Genomic DNA, 26080 nt, shown 5'->3' on the forward strand with positions numbered 1-26080 from the left:
CGATCCGCTTTTACTTGAAGCTCGCAGCTTGAGGCTTGCCGCTCAGATGCCCCACATTCTCATCGTCGAAGACGAAGCCGCCATCGCCGACACCCTGGTCTACGCCCTGCAGGCCGACGGCCACAGCACCGAGTGGGTGACCCTGGGCAGCGCGGCCCTCGAGCAGCAACGCCTGCGCCCGGCCGACCTGGTCATTCTCGACATCGGCCTGCCGGACATCAGCGGTTTCGAAACCTGCCGCCAACTACGCCGCTTCACCGAAGTACCGGTGATGTTCCTGAGTGCCCGCGACGGTGAGATCGACCGCGTGGTAGGCCTGGAAATCGGCGCTGACGATTACGTGGTCAAGCCCTTCAGCCCTCGCGAGGTGGCCGCCCGGGTGCGGGCTATCCTCAAGCGCATGGCGCCACGTGCCGAGCCTTTGGGTGAAACGCCACTGTTCCAGCTCGACACCCTGCGCATGCAGATCAGCTACCGCAGCCAGCCACTGGCCCTGACCCGCCACGAATTCCGTTTGTTGCAATGCCTGCTGGAGCAACCGCAGCGGGTGTTCAGCCGCGAGCAGCTGCTCGATGCCCTTGGCGTGGCATCGGACGCTGGCTACGACCGCACCATCGACAGCCATATCAAGAGCCTGCGCGCCAAGCTGCGCCAGGTGGCCGCCGATGCCGAGCCCATCCAGACTCACCGCGGCCTGGGCTACAGCTATAGCCCGGAACAGGCCTGATGCGCCTGGGCATACGGATTTTCCTGGTGTACTTCCTGTTCGTCGGGCTGGCGGGTTACTTCCTGCTGAACACGGTGCGTGAGCAGATTCGCCCGGTAGTGCGCCAGTCTTCCGAAGAAACCTTGGTAGACACCGCCAACCTGCTGGCGGAGATCCTGCGCGACGACGTCAAGGCCGGCACCCTGGCGCAGAGCCGTTTGCCGGAAGTGCTCAAGGCCTATGGCGTGCGCAGCCCAGGCGCCCAGATCTGGGGCCTGGCGAAGAACCAGGTCAGCCACCGCATCTACGTGACCGATGCCCATGGCATCGTGCTGCTCGACTCCAGCGGCGAGGCCTTGGGCAAGGATTATTCGCGCTGGAATGACGTCTACCTGACCCTGCGGGGCCAGTACGGTGCCCGTTCCACGCGCAGTGTCGAGGAGGATGAAAGCACCTCGGTGATGCACGTGGCGGCGCCCATTCTCGACGATGGCAAGATCATCGGCGTGGTCACCGTGGCCAAGCCCAACAGTTCGCTGCAGCCCTATATCGACCGTTCCGAGCAGCGCCTGCTTGGCTTGGGGTTGGGGTTGATCGGCATGGGCCTGTTGATTGGCGCGGCGTTGTCCTGGTGGCTGGCGCGCTCACTGCGCAAGCTGGCGCGGTACGCGCAGGCGGTCAGCGAGGGCGAGCGCGCAGCGCTGCCGCACTACAAGGGCGGGGAGCTGGCGCATTTGGCCAATGCGGTGGAGCGCATGCGCACCCAGTTGGAGGGCAAGGCGTATGTCGAGCGCTACGTGCACACCCTCACCCATGAACTGAAGAGCCCGCTGGCGGCAATTCGCGGTGCCTCCGAGCTGCTGCAGGGCGATATGCCTGACGAGCAGCGGGCGCGGTTTGCCGGCAACATAGAGCGCGAAAGCGAGCGCTTGCAGCAGATGATCGAACGTTTGCTCAACCTGGCTCGGGTCGAGCAGATGCAGGCGCTGGAGGATGAGCAGCAGGTGGCTTTGGCAGCACTTGTCGACGAGCTGTTGCTGGCGCATGCGGCGCGGATCGACGCGGGTGGCTTGCAGGTGCGCCAGCGGGTGCCGGCCGGGTTGTGGCTGCTGTGCGACCCGTTCCTGATGCGCCAGGCGCTGGCCAACCTGCTCGACAACGCGCTGGATTTCACCCCGCCCGATGGTGCGCTGTTGTTCGAGCTGGAGCGCGATGGCGAGCGCGTTGCGCTGAGTGTGTTCAACCAGGGCGAGGCGATACCGGCTTACGCCATCGGGCGCGTCGCCGAGCGCTTTTACTCGCTGCCGCGGCCAGCGAGCGGGCGCAAGAGCACGGGGTTGGGGCTTAATTTCGTGGCCGAGGTGATGCAACTGCACGGCGGGGCGCTGGCGGTGAACAATGTCGATGGCGGGGTGCGGGTAAGGCTGTGGCTGCCGGAGCGGCGTATCAGCTGAAATCCTTGGCGGCCGCTGCGCTGCCCATCGCCGGCAAGCCGGCTCCCACACGGGCTGCGGCGCCCCGCAAAAACACCGAATCTCCACACAACCTCCCCAAGGTCTCCACGCAAGGCGCACACACTGCGCCCACTGCCACAGGAGGCCCTATGAACAAGACCCTAGGTTTCAAGCTCGGCACCATCGCCCTGCTGATCGTGTTGCTGTTGATTCCCCTGCTGATGATCAACAACCTCATCGACGAGCGCCAGAACCTGCGCGACAGCGTGCTGCGAGACATCGCCCAGAGCGCCAGTTTCGACCAGCAGATCAGCGGCCCGTTGCTGGTGGTGCCCTACCGCAAGCTCCAGCGCCGCTGGATCGACAAGGACGGCCAGAGCGTGCAGGAAACCAGCACCATTGCCGGCCACTTGTACTTCCTGCCAGAAACCTTCGACGCTGACCTGGGCGTGGACACCGAGCTGCGTGCCCGCGGCATCTACCAGGCGCGGCTGTTCCACGCCAAGGGTCGCCTCTCGGGCCGCTTCAAGCTGCCGGAACACTGGGGCATCGACAAGGATTTCGACGACTACCGCTTCGACAAGCCGTTCCTGGTAGTGGGCATCAGCGATATCCGTGGCATCGAAAATGCCCTGGAACTGCACCTTGACGATCAACGCCTGGCTTTCGCGGCGGGTACCGGGCTGGACTGGCTGCGCAGTGGCGTGCACGTGGCCTTGCCGCAACTGGATGGCCAGCAGGCCCGTGAATTCAGCTATGGCTTCGACCTGGCGCTGCAGGGGACCGGGCAACTGCACCTGCTGCCGGTGGGCCGCACCAGTAGCGTCGACATGCGCGCCAACTGGCCGCATCCAAGCTTTGTCGGCAGCTACCTGCCCAGCCGCCGCGAAATCGACGACAAAGGCTTCAGCGCGCACTGGCAGACGTCATTCTTCGCCACCAACCTGGAAGATGCCCTGCGCCAGTGTGCCGGCGCCGGGCAGTGCGCGGACTTCAGCGAGCGCACTTTCGGTGTGAGTTTCGTCGACCCGGTGGACCAATACCTCAAGAGCGAGCGTGCAATCAAATACGCCTTGTTGTTCATTGCCCTGACCTTTGCCGGCTTCTTCCTGTTCGAGGTACTGAAGAACTTCAGCGTGCACCCGGTGCAGTACATCCTGGTCGGTGTGGCACTGGCGTTCTTCTACCTGTTGCTGTTGTCGCTGTCCGAGCACATCGGCTTTGGCCTGGCGTATGGGCTGTCGGCGTCGGCCTGCGTGCTGTTGATCGGCTTCTACCTGAGCCATGTGTTGCGCAGCCTTGGGCGCGGGGTGGGCTTTGCCGCGGGGTTGGCGGCGCTGTACGCGATGCTCTACGGGCTGCTGAGCGCCGAGGACTATGCGCTGTTGATGGGCTCGTTGCTGTGCTTTGGCTTGCTGGGCGTGTTCATGGTGCTGACCCGCCGGTTGGACTGGGCGCGGGTGGGGAGGGCGGCATGAGGGAAGATAAAGAGATCGGGCGGTGGTTGGCGCGAAGAATCGGGCAGCTGTTTCCTGTGATAGCCCAGTGAGGCAGAGGGCTGCGTTGCAGCCCTATCGCCGGCAAGCCGGCTCCCACAGAATGGACTGCACCCAGGAAGTTGGACACCCATCCAACCCTTTAGCTAGTCCAAGGCCCGCAGCGCTACATTCGTTGTGGGAGCCGGCTTGCCGGCGATTGCGGTGTATCAGGTGTTCGGTGCAGTAGCCAACATCGATGGCCGCTTGGCCACCTCGGCATACCACGCCGCCAACCCAGGCTGGCGCTCGCGCCAGCCAAAGTCAGGCTGGCGCAAGTCCAGGTACCCAAGGGCGCAGGCCACACCAATCGCAGCCAGATCAAAGCCTGAAATCAGCTCGGCCAGGTGTTCCTGCTCAAGGTTCGCCAAGCTACGGCTTATCTTTTCGCCTTGCGCTTGCAGCCAACCATCCCAGCGCTTGTCCTCAGGCCGCAGGAAGCTCTCATAACGGCTCGAAACCGCCGCATCCATGATCGCATCCGCCTGCGACGCCAAGGTCATCCGCCGCCAGCGCGCCGAACCCTCGCGCGGCAGCAGCGGCAAGCCGACATGCTGCAGGTCGAGGAATTCGCAGATGACCCGGCTGTCGTGCAGCACGGTGCCGTCTTCCAGGCGCAGGGCCGGGATCTTGCCGATCGGGTTGCCATGGTTCAGCTGCTCGTCGCCGCTGACCGGGCTCACGTTCACCGGCTGCAGCGCAACACGGTCAAGCTGGCCGGTCTCGTGCAACACCACCATGACCTTGCGCACGAATGGCGATAGCGGCGAGTGGAACAGGGTCATCGTGCTCATGGTTCAGTTGCCCTGCAGGCTGGGGGGCAGGCACACGCCGGTGCCACCGATGCCGCAGTAGCCCTCGGGGTTCTTGGCCAGGTACTGCTGGTGGTAGGCCTCGGCGAAGAACACGGTTGGCGCCTGGTCGATCTCGGTGGTGATCTCGCCGAAGCCGGCCTTGTTCAGCTCGGCCTGGTAAGTGTCGCGGCTGGCTTTGGCTTGTTCGAGCTGCTCGGGGCTGGTGCAGAAGATCGCCGAGCGGTACTGGGTGCCGACGTCATTGCCCTGGCGCATGCCCTGGGTCGGGTTGTGCAGTTCCCAGAACATCGCCAGCAGCTCGCGGTAGCTGACCTTGTCTTTGTCGAACACCACCAGCACCACTTCGGTGTGGCCGGTCAGGCCCGAGCAGACCTCTTCGTAGGTGGGGTTGGGGGTGAAGCCGCCGGCGTAGCCGACCACAGTGCTGACCACGCCCTCACGCTGCCAGAAGCGGCGCTCGGCGCCCCAGAAACAGCCCAGGCCGAAGATGGCGAAGTCGATGTTGCCCTCGAAGAACGGGCCGAGCAGTGGGGTGCCTTCGAACACATAATGGAACTCGGGCAGGGACATTGGCGTTTCGCGGCCAGGCAGCGCCTGCTCCGCAGTAGGCATGACGTTTTTGTTCACCAGGATTTCCGAACGCAGGACCATGGCCGTTCCTCTGTTTTTTCAGTTGGATAGGTGTTAAGCCATTCGCGGGGCAAGCCCGCTCCCACAGGATTGGTGTTCAGACGCGAACTTGTGGGAGCCGGCTTGCCGGCGATGAGGCCCGAATGGGCTCTATAGTGCCCGAGCTTGCCGCTGCTGTCAGGCCATTGGACCGCGCGGGTAGCGCTTGAGTTTTTCCGCAAGCTCCCGCCCGGGAATCGGCCGGTCGAACAGGTAGCCCTGGCCCACATCGCAACGGTGCCGGCGCAGGAACGCCAGCTGCTCCGGCGTCTCGATCCCCTCGGCCACCACCTTGAGCTTGAGGTTGTGGGCCATGGCCACCACTGCCGAGGTGATTTCCATGTCGTCCTGGTTGTCGGGGATCTCGTTGATGAAGCTGCGGTCGATCTTGATGATGTCGATCGGAAACTTCTTCAGGTAACTCAGCGATGAATAGCCAGTGCCGAAGTCGTCCATGGCCAGGGTCAGCCCCAGGGCCTTGAGTTCGTCGAGCTGGCGGTGGGTGTCTTCGGTGGCTTCCAGCAGCAGGCCCTCGGTCAGCTCAAGCTCCAGCAGGTGAGGGGGGAGGTCTTCTTCCTTGAGGATCGAGCCGATCGAAGCCACCAGGTCGGGGTCGGAGAACTGCTTGGGCGACAGGTTGATGGCAACGTGCAGGTTGCCCATACCCGCCGCGCGCAGTTGCTGGCTCATGCGGCACGACTGACGCACCACCCATTTGCCGATGGGGATGATCAGGCCGGTTTCCTCGGCCACGCTGATGAACTGGTCCGGGCGGATCATGCCGCGCTCGGGGTGGTTCCAGCGCAGCAGCGCTTCCAGGCCCAGCAAGCGACCACTGCGCAGGCACAGCTTGGGCTGGTAGAACACCTCCAGCTCGTTCTGGGTCAGCGCGCGGCGCAGGTTGTTCTCGACGAACAGCTTGTAGCTGGCTTCGGCATTGAGCACCTCGGTGAACACCTGCACCTGGTGTTTGCCGTTGGCCTTGGCCTTGTGCAGGGCCAGGCCTGCGTTTTTCATCAGGGTAGTCGGGTCGCTGCCGTGCAGCGGCGCGCAGGCCAGGCCCACGGAGGCGGTGACGTTGATCAGCTGGTTGTCGACGAACATCGGTTTGTCGAGGGTACGCAGCAGTTGCTGGGCGACGCCCTGGCCGTCTTCCAGGCTGGTGTCGTCGAGCAGCACGGCGAATTCGTTACTGGCAAAGCGGGCCAGCACACCGCCGACGCTGAGGCTGTTGCGCAGGCGCCGGGCAAGGCTGATCAGCAGCTTGTCGCCAGTCTGGTGGCCGAGGCTGTCGTTGATCCGCTTGAAGTTGTCGATGTCCACCAGCAGCAGGCAGATCGGGCTTTCGCCATTACGGGCGAAGCGTTCGTCGAGGCTGCGGATGAACGCCGGGCGGTTGCCCAGGTTGGTCAGGTTGTCGGTGTAGGCCAGGCGTTCGATGCGCTGCTGGGCCAGCTTGGTCTGGGTGACGTCTTCGTAGATACCGATGTAGTGGGTCAGCTCACGGTTGTCGCCATACACCTTGGAAATCGACAGCTGACCCCAGTACGGTTCGAGGTTCTTGCGCCGGCTCTTGAACTCGCCCTGCCAACTGTTGCCCATGGCCAGGCTCGACGGCGTATCGAACAGCAGCTCGCTGAGGTTTTCCAGCGCTGGCAGTTCGGCCAGGTGGCGGCCTTGCACCTCGTCGGTGCTGTACTGGGTGATCGCGGTAAAGCTTGGGTTGACGTACTCCACTACGCCGTCGCGGTTGACCAGCAGAAAGGCGCTGGCGCTTTGCTCTACGGCGCGCTGGAACAGGTGCAGGGCGCTGGCGGCGGTACGCCGGTTGTGGTTGGTGATGACCTGGGCAAACTGGTCGGCCAGCTCACCGGCAAAGGCGATTTCGTCCGACTGCCAGGCCCGCGGCTGGCCGGTCTGCTCCAGGCACAGCACGCCGACTACCTGGCCATCGACGCGGATGCTGGCGTCGAGCATGGCGTTGTTGTCGGCGTACAGGCTCTGGGCCAGTTCGCGGGTGCGTGGGTCGTGGTTGGCGTTGTGCGCGTCGATGGCGCGGCTGGCGTGCAGGGCGTCCAGGTAGTCGGGGAAGCGGCTGGCATCGATCGGCTCAGGCAAGCGATGCACTTGCTCATTGCCCAGCCAGGCGCTGATCGGCTCCAGGCGCTGGCCTTCCAGGTGCCAGATACTGGCACTGTCTACCTTGTAGATTTCGCAGGCGCTGCGGGTGATCAGCTGCGCGGCTTCGAGCAGCGAGTTCTCAGCGCTGTAGCGCTGGCGGGCGAGGCGTAGTATCAGGTCTTGCTGGCCACGTACGCGCTCCAGGTGTTCGAGCTGTTCCTGCTGCGTGCGCTGGTTCAGTTGCAGGGCAAGTTGCAGGCGGTTGTTGCGCGACTCCAGCTCGTTGGCGTCCAGCTCCATGTCGTCTTCGGGCGGGTCGTCGAGCACGGTCAGAAAGCCGCGCAGCAGGTGTCGGTTGTGCTGCTTGTAGGCCTCACCGGCTTCGAGCAGGCGCAACGAGCGCGGCTGTGCGTGCAAGGTGTAGCGCACGCGGTAATAACCTCGCGCTTGCAACTGGCGCTGAATCTCATCGTGCAGCGTGTAGCGCGCTTCAGGCTCCATGAGGCTGGCGTAGGGCGAGTCGATCAGTGCGCAAAGCTCTGAGGCGTGCAGGCCGAACTGGCGCTCGCAGGCTGGGTCCAGGTAGAGCATTGCCCAGGTCGCTTCGTTGAGCCTTTCGAAACGCAGCATCCCGAGCCGCGAGGGCACGGGAAGCTGCGTGACGACCTCGGCCGCCACACGGCTGGCGGCATCGGGTTGGCTTTTCATCGAAGGCTCGCTTGAAGAGGGTGACGCGGCCTGGACGGCGGCGCATCTGGCAAGGTTGCATCATGTCCCGGAGGCTGGCAAGCGGCCATGCGGGGTGTCATGTATATGTTTTCGGCTGCTGGGCTGAAATCATTAGGTGCTAGCCGTTTGCTCTTCTGCGCCTGGTAAATCGAGCGCCGCCCGCGCGGCGCATCGCGGATGAATCCGCTCCTACGTTTGTTTTCGGCCAATCATGCCTGTGGGATTCGCGCGCGACCGCCTTGGTGCTCGACGCGCTATCGGGTCGTGGAAACAAGGCGGTCGCGCGCGCCTGTCACTGACGTTACTGGCCAGAAACAAACGTAGGAGCGGATTCATCCGCGATGCGCCGCGCGGGCGGCGCTCGATCTCCCAGCCGCCAAATCATTTTCGCCAGGCAAAAAAAAGCCCCGCCAACGCTGACGGGGTTGAGGTACGAGCGTGGCAGCTCGAAAAGGGTACCTGCCCCCCCAACCGGGAGGCAGGCTGGCTGCGTGTTACAGCAGCAGGGTACGGATATCCGCCAGCACGTCGCCCAGGCGCTTGGTGAAGCGCGCGGCGGCAGCGCCGTTGATCACGCGGTGATCGTAGGACAGCGACAGCGGCAGCATCAGCTTCGGCTGGAAGGCCTTGCCATCCCAGACCGGCTGCATGGTTGCCTTGGACACACCGAGGATCGCCACCTCAGGCGCGTTGACGATCGGCGTGAAGCCGGTGCCGCCAATGTGGCCGAGGCTGGAGATGGTGAAGCAGGCACCTTGCATGTCGTCGGCCGACAGCTTTTTGGTGCGCGCCTTCTCGGCCAGTGCAGCGGCTTCTGCAGCCAGTTGCAGCAGGCTCTTCTGGTCGACGTTCTTGATCACAGGGACCAGCAGGCCGTCCGGGGTGTCCACGGCGAAGCCGATGTTCACGTACTTCTTGCGGATGATGGCTTTGCCGCTTGGTGCCAGCGAGCTGTTGAAGTCCGGCATTTCCTTGAGCAGGAACGCGCTGGCCTTGAGCAGCAGTGGCAGCACGGTCAGCTTGACGCCAGCCTTCTCGGCCACGGCCTTCTGCGCAACGCGGAAGGCTTCCAGCTCGGTGATGTCGGCGGAGTCGAACTGGGTTACGTGCGGCACGTTCAGCCAGCTGCGGTGCAGGTTGGCGGCACCGACCTGCATCAGGCGGGTCAGGGCTACTTCTTCCACTTCACCGAACTTGCTGAAGTCGACGGCAGGGATTGGCGGGATGCCAGCGCCGCCAGTCGCGCCGGCGGCTGCCGGTGCTTCTTTGGCCTTCTGCATCATCGCCTTGACGTAGACCTGCACGTCTTCTTTCAGGATGCGGCCGTGCGGGCCGGTGGCCGCAACAGCGCCCAGGTCGACACCGAATTCACGGGCCAGCTGACGAACGGCCGGGCCCGCGTGAACCTTGGCGTTGCTGCCAGCAGCCGGGGCAGTAGCAGCCGGCGCAGGGGCAGCAGCCGGGGCGGCAGCGGCAGGTGCGGCGGCGGGGGCAGCCTCAGCCTTGGCCGGTGCGGCAGCATCAGTGGCCGGAGCCGGAGCAGCAGCCGGTGCGGCGCCAGCGACTTTCAGCTTGAAGATCAGGTCGCCAGTGCCGACTTCATCTTCCAGCTTGCACAGTACTTCTTCGACCACGCCAGCAGCAGGCGACGGGATCTCCATGGAGGCCTTGTCGGACTCCAGGGTGATCAGCGACTGGTCGGCTTCGACGGTGTCGCCGACCTTGACCAGCACTTCGATGATCTTGGCCTTGCCCGACGAGCCGATGTCCGGCACGTGGATGTCCTGCACGCTGGCAGCAGCCGGGGCTGCAGCTGGCGCAGGGGCAGCTTCGGCAGCCGGCTTTTCAGCGGCAGCCGGAGCAGCGGCAGGTGCAGGGGCCGCGGCCGGAGCCTCGGACGCCGCAGCGCCCTCGGCTTCCAGGACCAGCAGTTCGTCGCCTTCTTTCAGGCGATCGCCCAGCTTGACCTTCAGTTCCTTGACGATGCCGGCCTTGGGCGCCGGGATCTCCATGGAGGCCTTGTCGGACTCCAGGGTCAGCAGGCTCTGGTCAGCCTCGATACGGTCACCGACCTTGACGAACAGCTCGATGATTTCACCTTCACCGCTGCCGATGTCAGGTACGCGAATGAGTTCGCTCACTTAAAAATACTCCTCAGCAGTCCAGTGGGTTGCGCTTGTCCGGATCGATGCCGAACTTGACGATAGCGTCAGCCACCACTTTCGGTTCGATCTCGCCACGGTCAGCCAAGGCTTCCAGGGCAGCCAGCACCACGAAGTGGCGGTCGACTTCGAAGAAGTGACGCAGCTTCTTGCGGCTGTCGCTGCGACCGTAACCATCGGTACCCAGGACTTTGAATTCTTTGCTCGGCACCCACTGGCGAATCTGCTCGGCGAACAGCTTCATGTAGTCGGTGGAGGCGATGACCGGGCCTTTGCGGCCGGCCAGGCACTCTTCGACGTAAGTCTGCTGAGGCTTCTGGCCAGGCTTGAGGCGGTTGGCGCGTTCCACGGCCAGGCCGTCGCGACGCAGTTCGTTGAAGCTGGTGACGCTCCACACGTCGGCACCGACGTTGAACTCTTCACGCAGGATCTTCGCCGCTTCGCGGACTTCGCGCAGGATGGTGCCGGAGCCCATCAGCTGTACGTGGTGCGCGGCTTCGCGGGTGTCTTCTTCCAGCAGGTACATGCCCTTGATGATGCCTTCCTCGACACCGGCCGGCATGGCTGGCTGCTGGTAGGATTCGTTCATCACGGTGATGTAGTAGAAGATGTCCTGTTGCTCTTCGGTCATCTTCTTCATGCCGTCCTGGATGATCACCGCCAGCTCGTAGCCGTAGGTCGGATCATAGGTGCGGCAGTTCGGGATGGTGCCGGCCATCAGGTGGCTGTGACCATCTTCGTGCTGCAGGCCTTCACCGTTGAGGGTGGTACGGCCGGCGGTACCGCCGATCAGGAAGCCACGGGTGCGGCTGTCGCCAGCGGCCCAGGCCAGGTCGCCGATACGCTGGAAACCGAACATCGAGTAGAAGATGTAGAACGGCAGCATCGGCTGGTTGTGGCAGCTGTACGAGGTACCGGCAGCGATGAACGACGACATGGCGCCGGCTTCGTTGATGCCTTCCTCGAGGATCTGGCCTTTCTTGTCTTCGCGGTAGAACATCACCTGGTCTTTATCGACTGGCTCGTAGAGCTGGCCGACGGACGAGTAGATGCCCAGCTGGCGGAACATGCCTTCCATACCGAAGGTACGGGCTTCGTCCGGGATGATCGGAACGATGCGCTGGCCGATTTCCTTGTCCTTGACCAGCTGCGCGAGGATACGCACGAAGGCCATGGTGGTGGAGATTTCGCGGTCGCCCGAGCCGTCCAGGATCGCTTTCAGCGTTTCCAGGGGTGGGGTCGGTACGCTGAAGCTCTTGGCACGGCGCTGCGGTACGAAGCCACCCAGGGCTGCGCGGCGCTCGGCCAGGTAGCGGGCTTCGGCAGAACCTTCTTCGGGCTTGAAGAACGGCAGGTGCTCGAGGTCGGCATCCTTGACCGGGATGTCGAAGCGGTCACGGAAGTGACGCAGGCTGTCGACGTCGACCTTCTTGGTGTTGTGCGCGGTGTTCTTGGCTTCGCCAGCACCGGTGCCGTAACCCTTGATGGTCTTGGCCAGGATGACGGTCGGCTGCTCTTTGTGATTCACAGCCTGGTGGTAAGCCGCGTAGACCTTGTACGGGTCGTGGCCGCCACGGTTGAGCTTCCAGATCTCGTCGTCGGACAGGTCTTCGACCATGGCCTTGAGTTCCGGAGTATTGAAGAAGTTCTCACGAACGTACGCGCCGTCTTTGGCTTTGTAGTTCTGGTACTCGCCGTCGATGACTTCGTCCATGCGGCGCTGCAGGGCACCGTTGGTGTCCTTGGCCAGCAGTGGGTCCCAGAAGCGGCCCCAGACGACTTTGTTGACGTTCCAGCCACCGCCACGGAACACGCCTTCGAGTTCCTGGATGATCTTGCCGTTGCCGCGAACCGGGCCGTCGAGGCGCTGCAGGTTGCAGTTGATGACGAAGATCAGGTTGTCCAGCTTCTCGCGGCCGGCCAGGGCGATTGCGCCCAGGGATTCCGGCTCGTCGCACTCGCCGTCGCCCATGAAGCACCAGACCTTCTGCTTGCCGGCCGGGATGAAGCCACGGGCTTCCAGGTACTTCATGAAGCGCGCCTGGTAGATCGCCTGAATCGGGCCCAGACCCATGGAAACGGTCGGGAACTGCCAGAAGTCAGGCATCAGCCATGGGTGCGGGTACGAAGACAGGCCTTGGCCGTCCACTTCCTGACGGAAGTTGTTCATCTGGTCTTCGCTGATGCGCCCTTCCATGAAGGCACGGGCGTAGACGCCTGGCGAAGCGTGGCCCTGGAAGAAGATCAGGTCGCCGCCGTGTTCTTCGGTCGGGGCCTGGAAGAAGTAGTTGAAGCCGATGTCATACAGGGTGGCACTGGAGGCGAAGCTGGAGATGTGGCCGCCCAGGTCCGAGTCCTTCAGGTTGGTGCGCATCACCATGGCCAGCGCGTTCCAACGCACCATCGAGCGAATGCGGCGTTCCATGAACAGGTCGCCAGGCATGCGTGCTTCGTGGGTGACAGGGATGGTGTTGCGGTATGGCGTGGTGATCGCGTACGGCAGCTGTGAGCCACTGCGGGTGGCCAGCTCGCCCATACGGGTCATCAGGTAATGAGCGCGGTCTTCGCCTTCTTTGTCGAGGACCGACTCCAGGGCTTCCAGCCATTCCTGGGTTTCGATTGGATCGAGGTCTTGCATGGCTTGCTCCAGGGCGGAAAGGCCACCAGAATCGGGGGCCTGAGTTTGCGACTGGCCTTATGGGCAGACGTCGTGAATTCTTGGATTACCGGAGTGTGACCCGGCGGCGTGTAGTTTTACTACATTTGCTTGCGCATTTCATGCTTTTGCACGAACGGGGTAGTAGTAAAACTACACAAATGCGACGTTTGGTCGCACCTTGGCTTGTGAGGAAAAACGTTCATGTTGGTTGGCGCTGTGCCGAGAGCGGGTGATTCTTGATGTTTATTGCCACTGATTGGTTTTTTTCAGCTATTTCCAACTTTTGTACGACAGTCCAACCGGGGTCCGGCTCTACCGTGGCCGCTTTTTCCTCCCACTTTCACGCCGATCAAGGATAGACCATGCGCCTGCCTTTGCCGCTCGAACTGCCCGCTACCCTGCAACCGCTGGTCGCACGTAACCAGCAGTTTCTGCTGGACGCGCTGGCCAGCCACCCTGAGCTCGACCTGAACGCCTGGAGCACCGCTCATCGGCAACAGTTCGACCAGGTAGCTGCGGCCAGCGATTTCGTCATGGGCCTGGCCCAGCGCGAACCGGCCATGCTGTTCGCGCTGCTGGCCAGTGGTGAGCTCGACCGCCGCTATGCGCCGGGCGAGCTGCGTGGGTACATCGCGGCAGCGGCCCAGGCTGCACAGAGCGAAGACGAGCTGGCGCGCAACCTGCGCCGCGAGCGCAACCGCCAGCAGCTGCGCATTATCTGGCGTGATATCACCCGCCAAGCCGAGCTGGGCGAGACGTGCCGCGACCTGTCCGACCTCGCCGACGCCGCCATCGACGAAGCCTATCAATGGCTGTACCCGCGCCACTGCCAGCAATTCGGCACGCCGATCGGCAACCGTAGCGGCGAGCCACAGCACCTGGTGGTGCTGGGCATGGGCAAGCTGGGGGCGGTGGAGTTGAACCTATCGTCGGACATCGACCTGATCTTCGCCTTCCCCGAAGGCGGCGAGACCGAAGGGGTCAAACGGTCGCTGGACAACCAGGAGTTCTTCACCCGCCTGGGCCAGCGCCTGATCAAGGCCCTCGACCCGGTCACCGTCGATGGCTTCGTGTTCCGCGTCGACATGCGCCTGCGCCCTTATGGCTCGGCCGGTGCCCTGGCGCTCAGTTTCAATGCCCTGGAGCAGTACTATCAGGACCAGGGCCGCGACTGGGAACGCTACGCGATGATCAAGGCGCGGGTGGTGGCCGGCGACCAGGCCGCTGGCGCGCAGTTGCAGGACATGCTGCGACCATTCGTCTACCGACGTTACCTGGACTTCTCCGCGATCGAAGCCCTGCGCACCATGAAGCAGCTGATCCAGCAGGAGGTGCGGCGCAAGGGCATGGCCGAGAACATCAAGCTCGGGGCTGGGGGCATCCGGGAAGTGGAGTTCATCGCCCAGGCCTTCCAGCTGATCCATGGTGGGCGCGACCTGAGCCTGCAGCAACGGCCGCTGCTCAAGGTGCTGGCGACCCTGGAAGGCCAGGGTTACCTGCCGCCAGCGGTGGTTACCGAGCTGCGTGAAGGTTATGAATTCCTGCGGTACACCGAGCATGCCATCCAGGCTATCGCCGACCGCCAGACGCAGATGCTGCCGGTTGACCAAACCGACCGTGAGCGGGTGGCCTATATCCTTGGGTTTGCCGACTGGCAGAGCTTCCATGACCAGTTGATGCACTGGCGCGGCCGTGTCGACTGGCATTTCCGTCAGGTCATCGCCGACCCGGATGACGAGGACGGCGAGGGCGAACTGGTAGTGGGCGGCGAGTGGTCGCCGTTGTGGGAGCAGGCACAGGATGAGGAGGCCGCTGGCCGCCAGTTGCAGGAGGCCGGCTTCAAGCAGCCTGCCGAAGCGTTGCGCCGCCTGGCCGGCCTGCGCGCCAGCCCGCAATTGCGCTCGATACAGCGCATCGGCCGTGAGCGCCTGGATGCCTTTATCCCCAGGCTTTTGGCTCAGGCCGTGGAACATGACAACCCAGACCTGGTGCTGGAGCGTGTGTTGCCGCTGGTCGAAGCAGTGGCGCGGCGTTCCGCCTACCTGGTGCTGCTCACCGAAAACCCCGGTGCCTTGCGCCGCCTGCTGACCCTGTGCGCTGCCAGCCCGTGGATCGCCGAGCAGATGGCCCGTTACCCGCTGCTGCTCGACGAACTGCTCAATGAGGGCCGCCTGTTCAGCCCGCCGTTGGCGCCGGAGCTGGCCGCCGAGCTGCGCGAACGCCTGACGCGCATCCCCGAGGACGACCTGGAACAGCAGATGGAGGCCTTGCGCCACTTCAAGCTGGCCCACAGCCTGCGCGTGGCCGCCTCCGAAATCAGTGGCAACCTGCCGCTGATGAAAGTCAGCGACTACCTGACCTGGCTGGCCGAGGCCATCCTCGATCAGGTGCTGGCCCTGGCCTGGCGCCAGACGGTGGCGCGCCACGGCCAGCCAAAACGCAGCGATGGCAGCCTGTGTGACCCGGGCTTCGTCATCATCGGTTACGGCAAGGTGGGTGGCCTGGAGCTCGGCCACGGCTCGGACCTGGATCTGGTGTTCATCCACGACGGCGACCCGCAGGCGGAAACCGACGGCGCCAAGCCGATCGACAGCGCGCAGTTCTTTACCCGCCTGGGCCAGCGCATCATCCATTTACTGACCACCCAGACCAACTCCGGCCAGCTCTACGACGTCGACATGCGCCTGCGCCCGTCCGGTGCTTCGGGGCTGCTGGTCAGCTCGCTGAGCGCATTCGAGCGTTACCAGCAGAACGAGGCCTGGACCTGGGAGCATCAAGCGTTGGTGCGCGCCCGTGTGCTGGTGGGCTGCAAGCAAGTGGCGGCAGCGTTCGAGGGCGTGCGCGCCAAGGTCCTGGGCCAGGCTCGGGACCTCGACAAACTGCGCACGGAAGTCAGCGAGATGCGCGCCAAGATGCGCGGCAACCTGGGCACCAAGGCCACTGCTGCCGGTACCGCCGCGAATGCGTTCGATGCCGGTGTGGCGTTCGATATCAAGCAGGATGCCGGCGGTATCGTCGATATCGAATTTATGGTGCAATACGCCGCTTTGGCCTGGTCCCACGACCACCCGGCCCTACTGCGCTGGACCGATAACATTCGCATTCTCGAAGAGCTGGAGCAGGCAGGTTTGATGCCGGCCAGTGATGCGGTTCTGTTGCGTGAAGTGTACAAGGCGTTTCGCTCTGCCTCGCACCGCCAGGCCCTGCAGAAGCAGGCCGGGGTGATCGATGCGGCGCAGTTTGCCGATGAACGCCGCGAAGTGCGGCGGATTTGGACGCAGCTCGGTTTGACTTGAGGGCCAATCGCCGGCAAGCCGGCTGCCACAGGCACCTTGCAGTACCTGGGCCTGTGTTCCCCCTGTGGGAGCCGGCTTGCCGGCGATTGGGGCGCGAAGCGGCCCGGGTGGTACACTGCACGCCACATAGCCTGAATATAAAGAGGGGAGGCCAGGCTGTACCGCAGCCTGCAGCCTCCCCGAGCGTTTCTGGACTAAGCATGAGAATACTGATCATTGGCCCAAGCTGGGTCGGCGACATGGTGATGGCGCAGACGCTGTTCCAGTGCCTGAAACAGCAGCACCCCGACTGCGTGATCGATGTGCTGGCGCCCGAGTGGAGCCGGCCGATCCTCGAGCGCATGCCCGAAGTGCGCCAGGCCTTGAGCTTCCCGCTCGGCCACGGCGCCCTGGAGCTGGCGACACGCCGGCGCATCGGCAAGTCCCTGGTCGGCCAGTACGACCAGGCGATCCTTTTGCCCAACTCGCTGAAGTCGGCGCTGGTGCCGTTTTTTGCCGGCATCCCCAAACGCACAGGCTGGCGGGGCGAGATGCGCTTTGGCCTGCTCAACGATGTGCGCAAGCTGGACAAGGCGCGCTACCCGCTGATGATCGAGCGCTTCATGGCCCTGGCCTACACGCCGGGTGCCGAGCTGCCGCAGCCGTATCCACGCCCGACCCTGCAGATCGAAGCGCAGAGCCGCGAGGCCGCCCTGGCCAAGTTCGACCTGGCGCTGGACCGCCCGGTACTGGCGCTGTGCCCGGGTGCTGAGTTCGGCGAGGCCAAGCGCTGGCCGGCCGAGCACTACGCTGAAGTGGCTGACGCCATGATTCGTCAGGGCTGGCAGGTGTGGCTGTTCGGCTCGAAGAACGATCACCCGGTCGGCGAGCAGATCCGCGACCGGCTGATCCCGGGTTTGCGCGAAGAATCCTACAACCTGGCGGGCGAAACCTCGCTGGCCGAGGCTATCGACCTGATGTCCTGCGCGGATGCCGTGGTGTCCAACGACTCCGGCCTGATGCACGTGGCGGCGGCGTTGAACCGCCCGCTGGTAGCGGTTTACGGCTCCACCTCGCCAGGCTTCACTCCGCCGTTGGCCGAACAGGTGGAGGTCGTGCGCACCGGCATCGAGTGCAGCCCGTGCTTCGACCGCACCTGCCGTTTCGGCCACTACAACTGCCTGCGCCTGCTTGAGCCTGGCAAAGTCATCGCCGCCCTGCACAGCCTGGGTGGGCCGAACCTGATCGATACCGTGGCCGAGGTCGACTAAGTGCGGGTACTGATCATCAAGACCTCGTCGCTGGGTGATGTGATTCACACCTTGCCGGCGCTGACCGATGCCGCCCACGCCATCCCGGGCATCCGGTTCGATTGGGTGGTGGAAGAAGGCTTCGCCGAAATCCCCAGCTGGCACCCGGCGGTCGACCAGGTCATCCCGGTGGCCATCCGCCGCTGGCGCAAGAACATCTGGCAGACCATCAAGAGCGGCGAGTGGAAGGCGTTCAAGCAACGTGTTCGCGAGCGCAAGTACGACCTGGTGATCGATGCCCAGGGCCTGGTGAAATCGGCCTGGCTGACGCGCTTGGTTAAGGCGCCGGTCGCCGGCCTGGACCGCTATTCGGCGCGTGAGGGCTGGGCCAGCCGCTTCTATGACCGGCGCCTGTCGGTCGCCACCGGCCAGCACGCGGTAGAGCGTGTTCGCCAGCTGTTCGCCATGGCCCTGGCCTACGACCTGCCCGAAGGCATCGGCAACTACGGCCTGGACCTCGACCGCCTGCAACTGCCGCCGGCGGCGCCTTACGTTGTGTTCTTGCATGGCACCACGTGGGCGACCAAGCACTGGCCCGAGGCCTACTGGCGGCAACTGGCCGAACGCCTGGGCCAGCGCAAGCTGCAGGTACGCCTGCCGTGGGGTAACCAGGCCGAGAAGGACCGCGCCGAGCGCATCGCCCAGGGCTTGAACAATTGCCAGGTACTCCCCAAGTTGAACCTTGTCGGCGTTGCCCGTGTACTGGCGGCGGCCAAGGCCTGTGTGGCGGTGGATACCGGCCTGGGCCACCTGGCCGCAGCGCTGGATGTGCCGACCATTTCGCTGTTTGGCCCGACCAACCCGGGCCTGACCGGCGCCTATGGCCGCGTGCAGGTTCACCAGGCCAGCGATTTCCCCTGCGCACCGTGCCTGCAGAAAAAGTGCACCTACAAACCGAGCGCCGACGACCTGCGTCGGTTCGATCTCAAACGCGAGTGGCCGCTGTGCTTCACTCGCCTGAATCCCGAGCATGTGGCGAGCCGCTTGAGCGCGTTGCTGCTGGCTGAGGATGTCCGTTGATGCAACTGGCTTTCGTGCTTTACAAATATTTCCCCTTCGGCGGGCTGCAGCGCGACTTCATGCGCATTGCCCTGGAATGCCAGAAGCGGGGCCACCGGATCCGTGTGTACACGTTGTTCTGGGAAGGCGACATTCCGCCCGGCTTCGAGGTGCTGGTGGCGCCGGTCAAGGCGCTGTTCAACCACCGTCGCAACGAGAAGCTCAGCGCCTGGATGGAAGCTGACCTCGCCAAGCGCCCGGTCGACCGGCTGATCGGCTTCAACAAGATGCCGGGGCTGGATGTGTACTACGCCGCCGATGGCTGCTTCGAGGACAAGGCCCAGACCCTGCGCGGCGGCATCTACCGCCGCTGGGGCCGCTATAGGCACTTTGCCGAGTATGAGCGGGCCGTGTTCGCCAAGGATTCTCGCACCGAGGTGCTGATGATTTCCGAGGTGCAGCAGCCGCTGTTCATCAAGCACTATGGCACCCCCGCCGAGCGCTTCCATCTACTGCCGCCGGGCATTTCCCAGGACCGTCGCGCGCCAGCCAACGCGGCCGAGATTCGCGCCGAATTCCGCGAGGAGTTCAACCTGGGCGAAGACGACCTGCTGCTGGTGCAGATCGGCTCCGGCTTCAAGACCAAAGGTGTGGACCGTAGCCTCAAGGCGTTGGCCGCGCTGCCGTCTACGCTGCGCAAGCGCACCCGGTTGATGGTCATCGGCCAGGACGACCCCAAGGTGTTCCAGCTGCAAAGCGCCACCCTGGGCCTGGGCGAGCAGGTGCAGTTCCTCAAGGGCCGCAGCGATATCCCGCGTTTCCTGCTGGGTGCCGACCTGCTGATCCACCCGGCCTATAACGAGAATACCGGTACCGTGCTGCTCGAAGCCCTGGTGGCCGGCCTGCCGGTGCTGGTGTCCAAGGTGTGCGGCTACGCCCATTACATTGCCGAGGCCGACTGCGGCCTGGTGCTGGACGAGCCGTTCGAGCAAGAGCAGCTCAATGCCTACCTGCAACGCATGCTCGATGACAAGCAGGCACGTGCCGACTGGTCGCGCAATGGCCTGGCCTTCGCCGACACGGCCGACCTGTACAGCATGCCGCAGCATGCCGCCGACGTGATTCTGGGGCAGGAGCGCGCATGAAGCTGATACTGGCCGAACCGTTCAAACGCCTGTGGGCCGGGCGTGATGCCTTCGATGCGGTCGAAGCCTTGCAAGGCGAGGTTTACCGCGAGCTGGAGGGCCGCCGTACGCTGCGCACCGAAGTGGATGGCGAGGGGTTTTTCGTCAAGATCCACCGGGGTATCGGCTGGGGTGAAATCTTCAAGAACCTGTTCACCGCCAAGCTGCCGGTGCTCGGTGCCGGCCAGGAATGGCGGGCCATCCAGCGCCTGCATGAAGTGGGCGTGCCGACCATGACCGCGGTAGCCTACGGAGAGCGCGGCAGCAACCCGGCCACGCAGCATTCATTCATCGTGACCGAAGAGTTGGCGCCAACCATCAGCCTGGAAGACTTCAGCATCGATTGGCTCAAGCAGCCGCCCGAGCCACGCCTCAAGCGTGCGCTGATCGCCGAGGTGGCGAAGATGACCGGCGGCATGCACCGCGCCGGGGTCAACCACCGTGACTGCTACATCTGCCACTTCCTGCTGCACACCGACCGCCCGGTAACGGCGGACGATTTCAAGCTGTCGGTGATCGACCTGCACCGCGCACAAACCCGTGCCACCATCAGCCGCCGCTGGCGCGACAAGGACCTGGCCGCGCTGTACTTCTCGGCGCTGGACATCGGCCTTACCCGGCGCGACAAGCTGCGCTTTCTGCGCGGTTACTTCCAGCGCCCGCTGCGCCAGATCCTCGCGCAGGAGGCCACGCTGCTCGCCTGGCTCGACCGCAAGGCGCAGAAACTCTATGACCGCAAGCAACGCTATGGGGATGCACTCTGATGGCGGGTTGGACACTGGCGCCGGGCTACGAGCAGCTGGCGGCGGACTTCGGCAGCCTCGACGCGGTGTTTGCCCTGCAGGGTGAACGCCTGACCCGCGACCCGCTCAGCGAGGTCATCCGCATCGAGCGTGACGGGGTCAATTATTACGTCAAGCGTTACACCGGCGCCGGCAAGCACATGCGCCGCTACCTGGGCCGGCCGCGCATCAAAGCCGAATGGCAGAACCTCAAGCAGTTCGCCAAATGGGGCATCCCCACCGCCGAAGTGGTGGCGTGGGGCCTGGAGCGCAAGGGGCTGGCCTTTGGCCGTGGGGCGATGATCACCCGCGAGTTGCCGCGCACCGAAGACCTGTCGGCACTGGCCGAGCGCAATGACCCCCGTTTGGCCGACCGTGCCTGGGTCGAGCATGTTAGCAGCCAGTTGGCGCGCCATACCCGGGTGATGCACGAGCACCGGTTTGCCCACAATGACCTGAAGTGGCGCAACCTGCTGGTCGATGACCAGGGCACGCTATTCTTCATCGACTGCCCGACCGGTGATTTCTGGCGCGGCTTCATGTGGCGCCACCGGTTGATCAAGGACCTGGCGTGCCTGGACAAGGTCGCCAAGTACCACCTGACGGCAACCCAACGCCTGCGCTTCTATCTGCAGTACCGCGGGCGCCAGCGCCTGAATGTGCGCGACAAACGGCGTATTCGCCAGGTGCTGAGCTTCTTCGAGGGAAGGGAATGACCGATTACCTGGCCAGCGCGGACCTCGCGCTGCTCAAACGCCATGGCCTGAACGACTTCGAGGCGCTGTGGGCCCTGCAACTGGACGCTGTGGACGAGCCCAATACCGGCCGCGGCGGCTGGAGCAGCGTCTACCGCCTGGAACTCGAGGGCAAAGGCTATTACCTCAAGCGCCAGAGCGACTACCTGACCCGCACCTTGCACCGCCCGTTCGGCGAGCCGACCTTCGCCCGCGAGTTCCGCAACATCAGCCGTTACCAGAAGCTGCACATCCCGGCCCTGCAAGCGGTGTTCTATGGTGAGCGCAAGCAGGCCGGGCACCACCGGGCCATTCTGCTGACCCGCGCCCTGGACGACTGGAGCGACCTGGAAAGCCTGCTGGCGCAGTGGCCGCAGCTCAGCGTTGCGGCGCGCGATGGCATCCTCCAGGCCTGTGGCCAGCTGGCGCGCACGCTGCACAGCGCCGGCCAGGTGCACGGTTGCTTCTATCCCAAGCACATCTTCCTGCGCCAACGCCGCGAAGGCTGGGACGCGCAACTGATCGACCTGGAGAAGACCAGGCCGTTGCTGTTCGGCAAGCGTGACCGGCTCAAGGACCTGGAGCCGCTGCTGCGCCGTGCCCGCGCCTGGGGCGAGGCGGACGTGCGCAAGCTGCTGGCCGCCTACCTTGGCCAGCCGGCCGACAGCGCGCTGGTGGACACCTGGCTGCAACGCCTGACGCAACGCCGTCGTGAGAAGGAGGCCCGCTGATGCGTTTGTCTGAATTGAAAGAAACCGGGCGCAGCCCTTCGCTGCCGCTGGCGATCACCCTGGCCGATGCTGCGGGCAGCGCCGAGCTGCAGCTGCTGAGCCTGCTGCGCGTGTTGCCGGGCCAGCGCTATGTGGGTGCCGGGGTGTGGCGCGGTACGCCGGTGTTGGCCAAGTTGTTGGTAGGCAGCAATGCCGCGCGCCATTTCCAGCGTGAGCTGGAGGGCGTGAAGCTGCTGGCCGAGCAAGGCCTGACCACGCCGAAACTGCTGGCAGACGGCCTCAAGGAAGGTGAGGGCGGCTGGCTGCTGTTCGAATTCCTCGACGGCGCCGAAAGCCTGGCCGATGCCTGGGCTGCAGTAGAACACCTGCCGGTGCTGGCCGACGAGCAGCACCTGGTGCTTGGCCAAGCGCTGACTGCGGTGGCGCAGATGCATGCCAAGGGCCTGTGGCAGGAAGACCTGCACCTGGACAACTTGCTGCGCCACGGCGGCAAGCTGTACCTGATCGATGGCGCCGGCATCAAGGCCGAGACACCGGGCCAGCAGTTGTCACGCCCGCGCGTGCTGGAAAACCTCGGGGTGTTTTTCGCCCAGTTGCCAAAGCGCCTGGAGCCCTTCATCGAAGAACTGCTGGTGCATTATCTGCTGGCCAATGCCGAGCACGCGCTGCCGATGGAAGCCCTGCAAAAGCAGGTGGACAAGGTGCGCAACTGGCGCCAGAAGGACTACCTGGAAAAGGCCGGCCGCGAGTGCACGCTGTTCAGCGTCGAGCGCAGCCTCTCGGGCTTGCGGGCGATCCGCCGCGGTGAAGTCGAAGCGATGCTGCCGGTGCTGGAGCAGGCCGACGCATTGATCGACCAGGGCCACCTGTACAAGACCGGCGGCGCCGCCAGTGTGGCACGCATCGAAGTGGGCGGGCGCTCACTGGTGCTCAAGCGCTACAACATCAAGAACACCGCCCACTGGTTCAAGCGCTTCTGGCGCCCGAGCCGGGCCTGGCACTCGTGGATTGAGGGGCACCGCCTGGAGTTTCTCGACATCGCCACGCCGCGCCCGTTGGCCGTGCTGGAACAACGGGTGATGGGCCTGCGCAGCCGGGCGTACCTGGTCACCGAATTTGTCGATGGCCCGGACCTGACCGCGTGTTTCGCCCCCTTTGTGGAAAACGGCGAGGCGCCAGAAGAACAGGTCGACGCCTTGGTCAAGGTGATGCAGCAATTGATCCGCGAGCGCATCAGCCATGGCGACTTCAAGGGCCACAACCTGTTCTGGCACAACGGCCAATGGTCGCTGATCGACCTCGACGCCATGTGCCAGCACGCCACGCAACTCAGCTTTGCCCCAGCCTACGCCCGCGACCGGGCGCGGCTGCTACGCAACTGGCCGAGCAGCAGCGCCCTGCATCAGCGCCTCGACCGGTTGCTGCCAAAGCTCGTCGAGTAGGCCTGCGGCAGCGGCAGCCAATCGCTGCTGCGCCCGGCCTGGCGCACACGGATGCGCCATTGTCGGTCTTGCCAGCGCAAGATCGCCCACGGCACCACGCCGGCTTGCTGGGTGTTGGGGATCAGCAGGTGGTAGCGCCCGGCGAGCAGGTGCGCCCGCACGGGCAGTTGCCCGGCAGCGGTTTGCAGGTACAGCTGGCCGTCTGCCCGGTACAGCCCTGCCTCTGCATCCGCCGTCTCACCCGCCAGCGGCGGCTGAAGGCGGCAATTGGCCAGCAACTGCCCGAGGTCTGGCAGGCCGTCATACCACAGCACCGGTGAGTCGATGACCCAGTTGCCGTTGGCCAGGCGCTTGGCAGGCTGCTGCAGATAAGCGTCGGGTTGCGTCGGGTCAATGACCCGCCAGCGGCGGCCGTCGAACGAAACCCTGTAGTAACGGCCGTCGGCGTCCTGGATGTAGTAGAGGGTCAACCCCTCGAATGCGGATGTTTTTTCGAATACGCCTTCGCCGTGCACACCTTCAATATTGAAGCGAAAGTGCTCGAGCGCAGGCGTGATGCTGTACCGCGAGGGCAGCGGCAACGGCGGTTGTGTCGGCATGCCCCGCATCATGCGGCGCATCAGGCCGGTGCTGACCACCCCGGTGCCGGCATCGTTGGCGAAGCTCAGGGCGTTGTAGGTATGGGTCAGTACGCCGTCGATGTCATCCCCGGCAAAGGCGTGCGCCCCATCCCAGATCTCGATCGCCATGCGCCCCAGTGCAAGCGGCACCTGGACACGCGCAGGCAGCACCAGGCTGATCAGGTCGAGCAGGCGCCAGGCCAGGTCGACGCCTTGCTGCAGATCAGCTTCCCCGGTGGTGCGGCTGTTGGCATCGACACTGGCCAGCCAGGCGCGCACCTCGGCCCTGTAGCAGGCAAAAAACAGCTCATCGTTGATCGCTGGGGTGCGCAGCACGGGGCTCAGCCGGCCTCTGCTCAGCAACCGTTCGATGCTTGCAGCAGGCAACAGGGGCAGGCGCCCCGCCACATAGGTGCGCAGGCCGGGTTCTTTGCGCAGCAAACGCATCAGTTCGCGTGCGTTGCTCAGCCCGCGCCAGGCGCGACGGTCGGGGGCATCCGGGGTGTAGAGGATGAAAACGCTCGAACCAGCGCCTTCGGCATTGATCAGCAACACGCCTTGCAGGGTGTGGCCATGGATGGTCAGTTGGCGAACGGTGATGCGCTGTCCGTCCACCGGGGGGCGTAGCGCATTATGGGGATGGTCCAGCACCTGACGCACCCAGCGGTAGCGTTGTTCGCCCTGCTCACCGCCAAGGTGCCCGGCATACCGCGCCTTTGCCGCCTCGGCGCGCATGCGGGCGCGGTTGATCAGGGTATGGGCGTTCAGGCGCCAGCGCCCGACTGGCGAATCCAGCAATTGGGTCTTCAGGTAGGCAGGGTAGCTGTCGCCGACATTCAGCTGCCTGATCATCGCCTTGATGTAAGCGGGGTTCAGCGCCTCGGGTAACGGTTTGTCGTGACGGTGGGCCACCTGGGCGGTGAGCCAATAGTCGTAGTCGAACCAGTTCAGGTTGCGCAGTGCCAACTCGTGCAATGGGTAACTTTCCCTGACCAGCTCGATCATCTGCCCGCCGACGCGCTCGAAACCTCGCCAGGTGACGTAGCTGGATGGGTTGAAGGGGTTCAGGTGGGGGCCAGCCTGATGGCTGTGCACGACATGGACCAGAATCTCGTCAGCGGTGTAGAGCAGGCCATGATCGTGGCGCAGGCGTTCCTCGACCCGTGCGCGGGCCCAGCCTAGCAGGCTGTCCTGCTGGCGGAACTGCCCCAGTGTGAGGATGCCTGGGGCGGCGACGCGATTGCCGGCCGCCACCAGCTGTTGCATGGCCTGCATGATGTGCGAGAGCGCCTGTGGCCCCGCTGCGCTCAACCAGTTGGGCAGGTTTTTTTCCAGCAGCAGGCCGTAGCGGGTGTCGAGCAACGCTTGCTTACCGGCTTCGGCCGCCAGTGACAGGGCGTCGCCCACCGTTGCCACCGCCGGTGCACCCTGGGCGTCTGCCCAAGCCTGGTTGACGCGCAGGCGCTGTGCTTCGATCAGGCTGTCGACCTGGGCTTGCACCGGGTCATCGGCATACCACTCGTAGCGCAGGCGGTCGGCCTTGGCGGCGTTGTCCATACGCTCGGCATCGACCAGCAGGCGCAGCAGGGGTGGGCCCTGCAACGGGTCGTCGAGGCGCTCGCACAACTCAAGGTGCAAGTCGGCCAGCGTGTTGTAGGCCTCGATGCCTTGGGCCAGGCCGCACAGCAAGGCGGGGCCGCGGGCCTGCTCCGGGGTGAGTTCGGCAGCCTCGTCATTGCCGGTGATGACCATGAACATACCCGGCAGCACCGCGCGGCTGTGGGGCTGGCTACGGCTGAGGACCAGGCGATACACCTGGGCACGCGTGGCCACTGGCTGGGGCCGACGTTGCCAGGCGTGGGGCAGGTCGAGGCACAGGGTGAGGGTGTCGGCCTGGGGGGCGGGCAAGGTCTGGTCGGCCTGGCGCAGGGTCAGCTCGGCGTGCATCAGGGCGCGGCGCAGGTCGCCCAGGCGTACCCTGCGCGAGCGGCCCTGGGCGTCGCAGGCGGCCCAGTACTCCGCCAGTTCGCCCTGCAGTTGCTGTCGGCTGAGCCCTTGCCGGTCGGTGGCTGGCAATTGCGCCAGCAGGTCCATGATCTGCTGGTCGAGGAATTCGATGCGTTGCAGCGGTAGCATGTTGCGCTCCTTTAGTC

17 protein-coding genes are annotated in these 26080 nt (G+C 64.6%); 11 read left to right on the forward strand and 6 right to left on the reverse strand.

The genetic code is table 11. The annotated features are described in order from the left end of the window. Window positions 1-46 precede the first annotated feature (46 nt). The 3 genes from creB (at window position 47) to creD (ending at window position 3638) form a co-directional block, all read left to right on the forward strand. Complete coding sequence (gene creB, locus ACFY68_RS18955) at window positions 47-727, forward strand: two-component system response regulator CreB (protein ID WP_387530301.1); 681 nt, start codon at window positions 47-49, stop codon at window positions 725-727. Further along, window positions 727-2160 (forward strand): two-component system sensor histidine kinase CreC, encoded by a 1434-nt coding sequence (gene creC, locus ACFY68_RS18960; RefSeq protein WP_387530304.1) that lies wholly within the window; start codon window positions 727-729, stop codon window positions 2158-2160. The genes creB and creC overlap by 1 nt, the downstream gene beginning before the upstream one ends. 149 nt (window positions 2161-2309) lie before the next feature. Continuing rightward, window positions 2310-3638, forward strand: a complete 1329-nt coding sequence (gene creD, locus ACFY68_RS18965) for a cell envelope integrity protein CreD (protein WP_387530306.1) — start codon at window positions 2310-2312, stop codon at window positions 3636-3638. A gap of 227 nt (window positions 3639-3865) precedes the next feature. On the opposite strand, the gene ACFY68_RS18970 is transcribed toward creD, so the two are convergent. The 5 genes from ACFY68_RS18970 to aceE form a co-directional block, all read right to left on the reverse strand. Then, the gene (locus tag ACFY68_RS18970) at window positions 3866-4489 is read right to left on the reverse strand and encodes a glutathione S-transferase (RefSeq protein ID WP_387530309.1); all 624 of its coding nucleotides are present in this window, start codon (window positions 4487-4489) and stop codon (window positions 3866-3868) included. A gap of 3 nt (window positions 4490-4492) precedes the next feature. Beyond that, entirely contained in the window at window positions 4493-5161 is a 669-nt protein-coding gene (gene msrA, locus ACFY68_RS18975) for a peptide-methionine (S)-S-oxide reductase MsrA (protein WP_387530312.1), read from the reverse strand. 156 nt (window positions 5162-5317) lie between these two features. Next, on the reverse strand, window positions 5318-8008 hold the full coding sequence (locus ACFY68_RS18980) for an EAL domain-containing protein (protein ID WP_346613599.1): 2691 nt from the start codon (window positions 8006-8008) through the stop codon (window positions 5318-5320). Between the two features lie 515 nt (window positions 8009-8523). After that, complete coding sequence (gene aceF / locus ACFY68_RS18985) at window positions 8524-10170, reverse strand: dihydrolipoyllysine-residue acetyltransferase (RefSeq protein WP_387530315.1); 1647 nt, start codon at window positions 10168-10170, stop codon at window positions 8524-8526. A 13-nt stretch (window positions 10171-10183) separates the two neighbouring features. Beyond that, window positions 10184-12829: a pyruvate dehydrogenase (acetyl-transferring), homodimeric type gene (aceE, locus tag ACFY68_RS18990; protein ID WP_387530318.1), complete on the reverse strand. Its 2646-nt coding sequence runs from the start codon at window positions 12827-12829 to the stop codon at window positions 10184-10186. A gap of 383 nt (window positions 12830-13212) precedes the next feature. Between aceE and glnE the strand changes: the two genes are divergently transcribed. The 8 genes from glnE to ACFY68_RS19030 all read left to right on the forward strand — a co-directional run bounded on the left by glnE (window position 13213) and on the right by ACFY68_RS19030 (window position 23307). Then, window positions 13213-16146, forward strand: coding sequence for a bifunctional [glutamate--ammonia ligase]-adenylyl-L-tyrosine phosphorylase/[glutamate--ammonia-ligase] adenylyltransferase (gene glnE / locus ACFY68_RS18995; protein ID WP_387530321.1), 2934 nt, complete (start codon window positions 13213-13215; stop codon window positions 16144-16146). A gap of 200 nt (window positions 16147-16346) precedes the next feature. After that, a complete protein-coding gene (gene waaF / locus ACFY68_RS19000) occupies window positions 16347-17396 on the forward strand; it encodes a lipopolysaccharide heptosyltransferase II (RefSeq protein WP_387530324.1) in 1050 nt (349 codons plus the stop codon). Further along, the gene (gene waaC, locus ACFY68_RS19005) at window positions 17397-18455 is read left to right on the forward strand and encodes a lipopolysaccharide heptosyltransferase I (RefSeq protein WP_387530327.1); all 1059 of its coding nucleotides are present in this window, start codon (window positions 17397-17399) and stop codon (window positions 18453-18455) included. Further along, the gene (locus ACFY68_RS19010; protein ID WP_387530330.1) at window positions 18455-19579 is read left to right on the forward strand and encodes a glycosyltransferase family 4 protein; all 1125 of its coding nucleotides are present in this window, start codon (window positions 18455-18457) and stop codon (window positions 19577-19579) included. Before waaC ends, ACFY68_RS19010 begins: the two co-directional genes overlap by 1 nt. Next, window positions 19576-20382 carry a lipopolysaccharide core heptose(I) kinase RfaP gene (rfaP, locus tag ACFY68_RS19015; protein WP_346613606.1) on the forward strand — a complete coding sequence of 269 codons (807 nt, stop codon included), beginning with the start codon at window positions 19576-19578 and terminating at the stop codon, window positions 20380-20382. Before ACFY68_RS19010 ends, rfaP begins: the two co-directional genes overlap by 4 nt. Beyond that, entirely contained in the window at window positions 20382-21116 is a 735-nt protein-coding gene (locus tag ACFY68_RS19020) for a lipopolysaccharide kinase InaA family protein (protein ID WP_387530333.1), read from the forward strand. Before rfaP ends, ACFY68_RS19020 begins: the two co-directional genes overlap by 1 nt. Then, the gene (locus ACFY68_RS19025; protein WP_387530336.1) at window positions 21113-21865 is read left to right on the forward strand and encodes a lipopolysaccharide kinase InaA family protein; all 753 of its coding nucleotides are present in this window, start codon (window positions 21113-21115) and stop codon (window positions 21863-21865) included. The genes ACFY68_RS19020 and ACFY68_RS19025 overlap by 4 nt, the downstream gene beginning before the upstream one ends. Further along, a complete protein-coding gene (locus ACFY68_RS19030) occupies window positions 21865-23307 on the forward strand; it encodes a lipopolysaccharide kinase InaA family protein (protein ID WP_387530339.1) in 1443 nt (480 codons plus the stop codon). The genes ACFY68_RS19025 and ACFY68_RS19030 overlap by 1 nt, the downstream gene beginning before the upstream one ends. On the opposite strand, the gene ACFY68_RS19035 is transcribed toward ACFY68_RS19030, so the two are convergent. Then, the gene (locus tag ACFY68_RS19035) at window positions 23268-26063 is read right to left on the reverse strand and encodes a dermonecrotic toxin domain-containing protein (protein ID WP_387530341.1); all 2796 of its coding nucleotides are present in this window, start codon (window positions 26061-26063) and stop codon (window positions 23268-23270) included. The genes ACFY68_RS19030 and ACFY68_RS19035 overlap by 40 nt on opposite strands. Window positions 26064-26080: the final 17 nt, after the last annotated feature.

Origin of the sequence: Pseudomonas sp. NPDC012596, assembly GCF_042902325.1 — a bacterium.
GTDB lineage: Bacteria > Pseudomonadota > Gammaproteobacteria > Pseudomonadales > Pseudomonadaceae > Aquipseudomonas.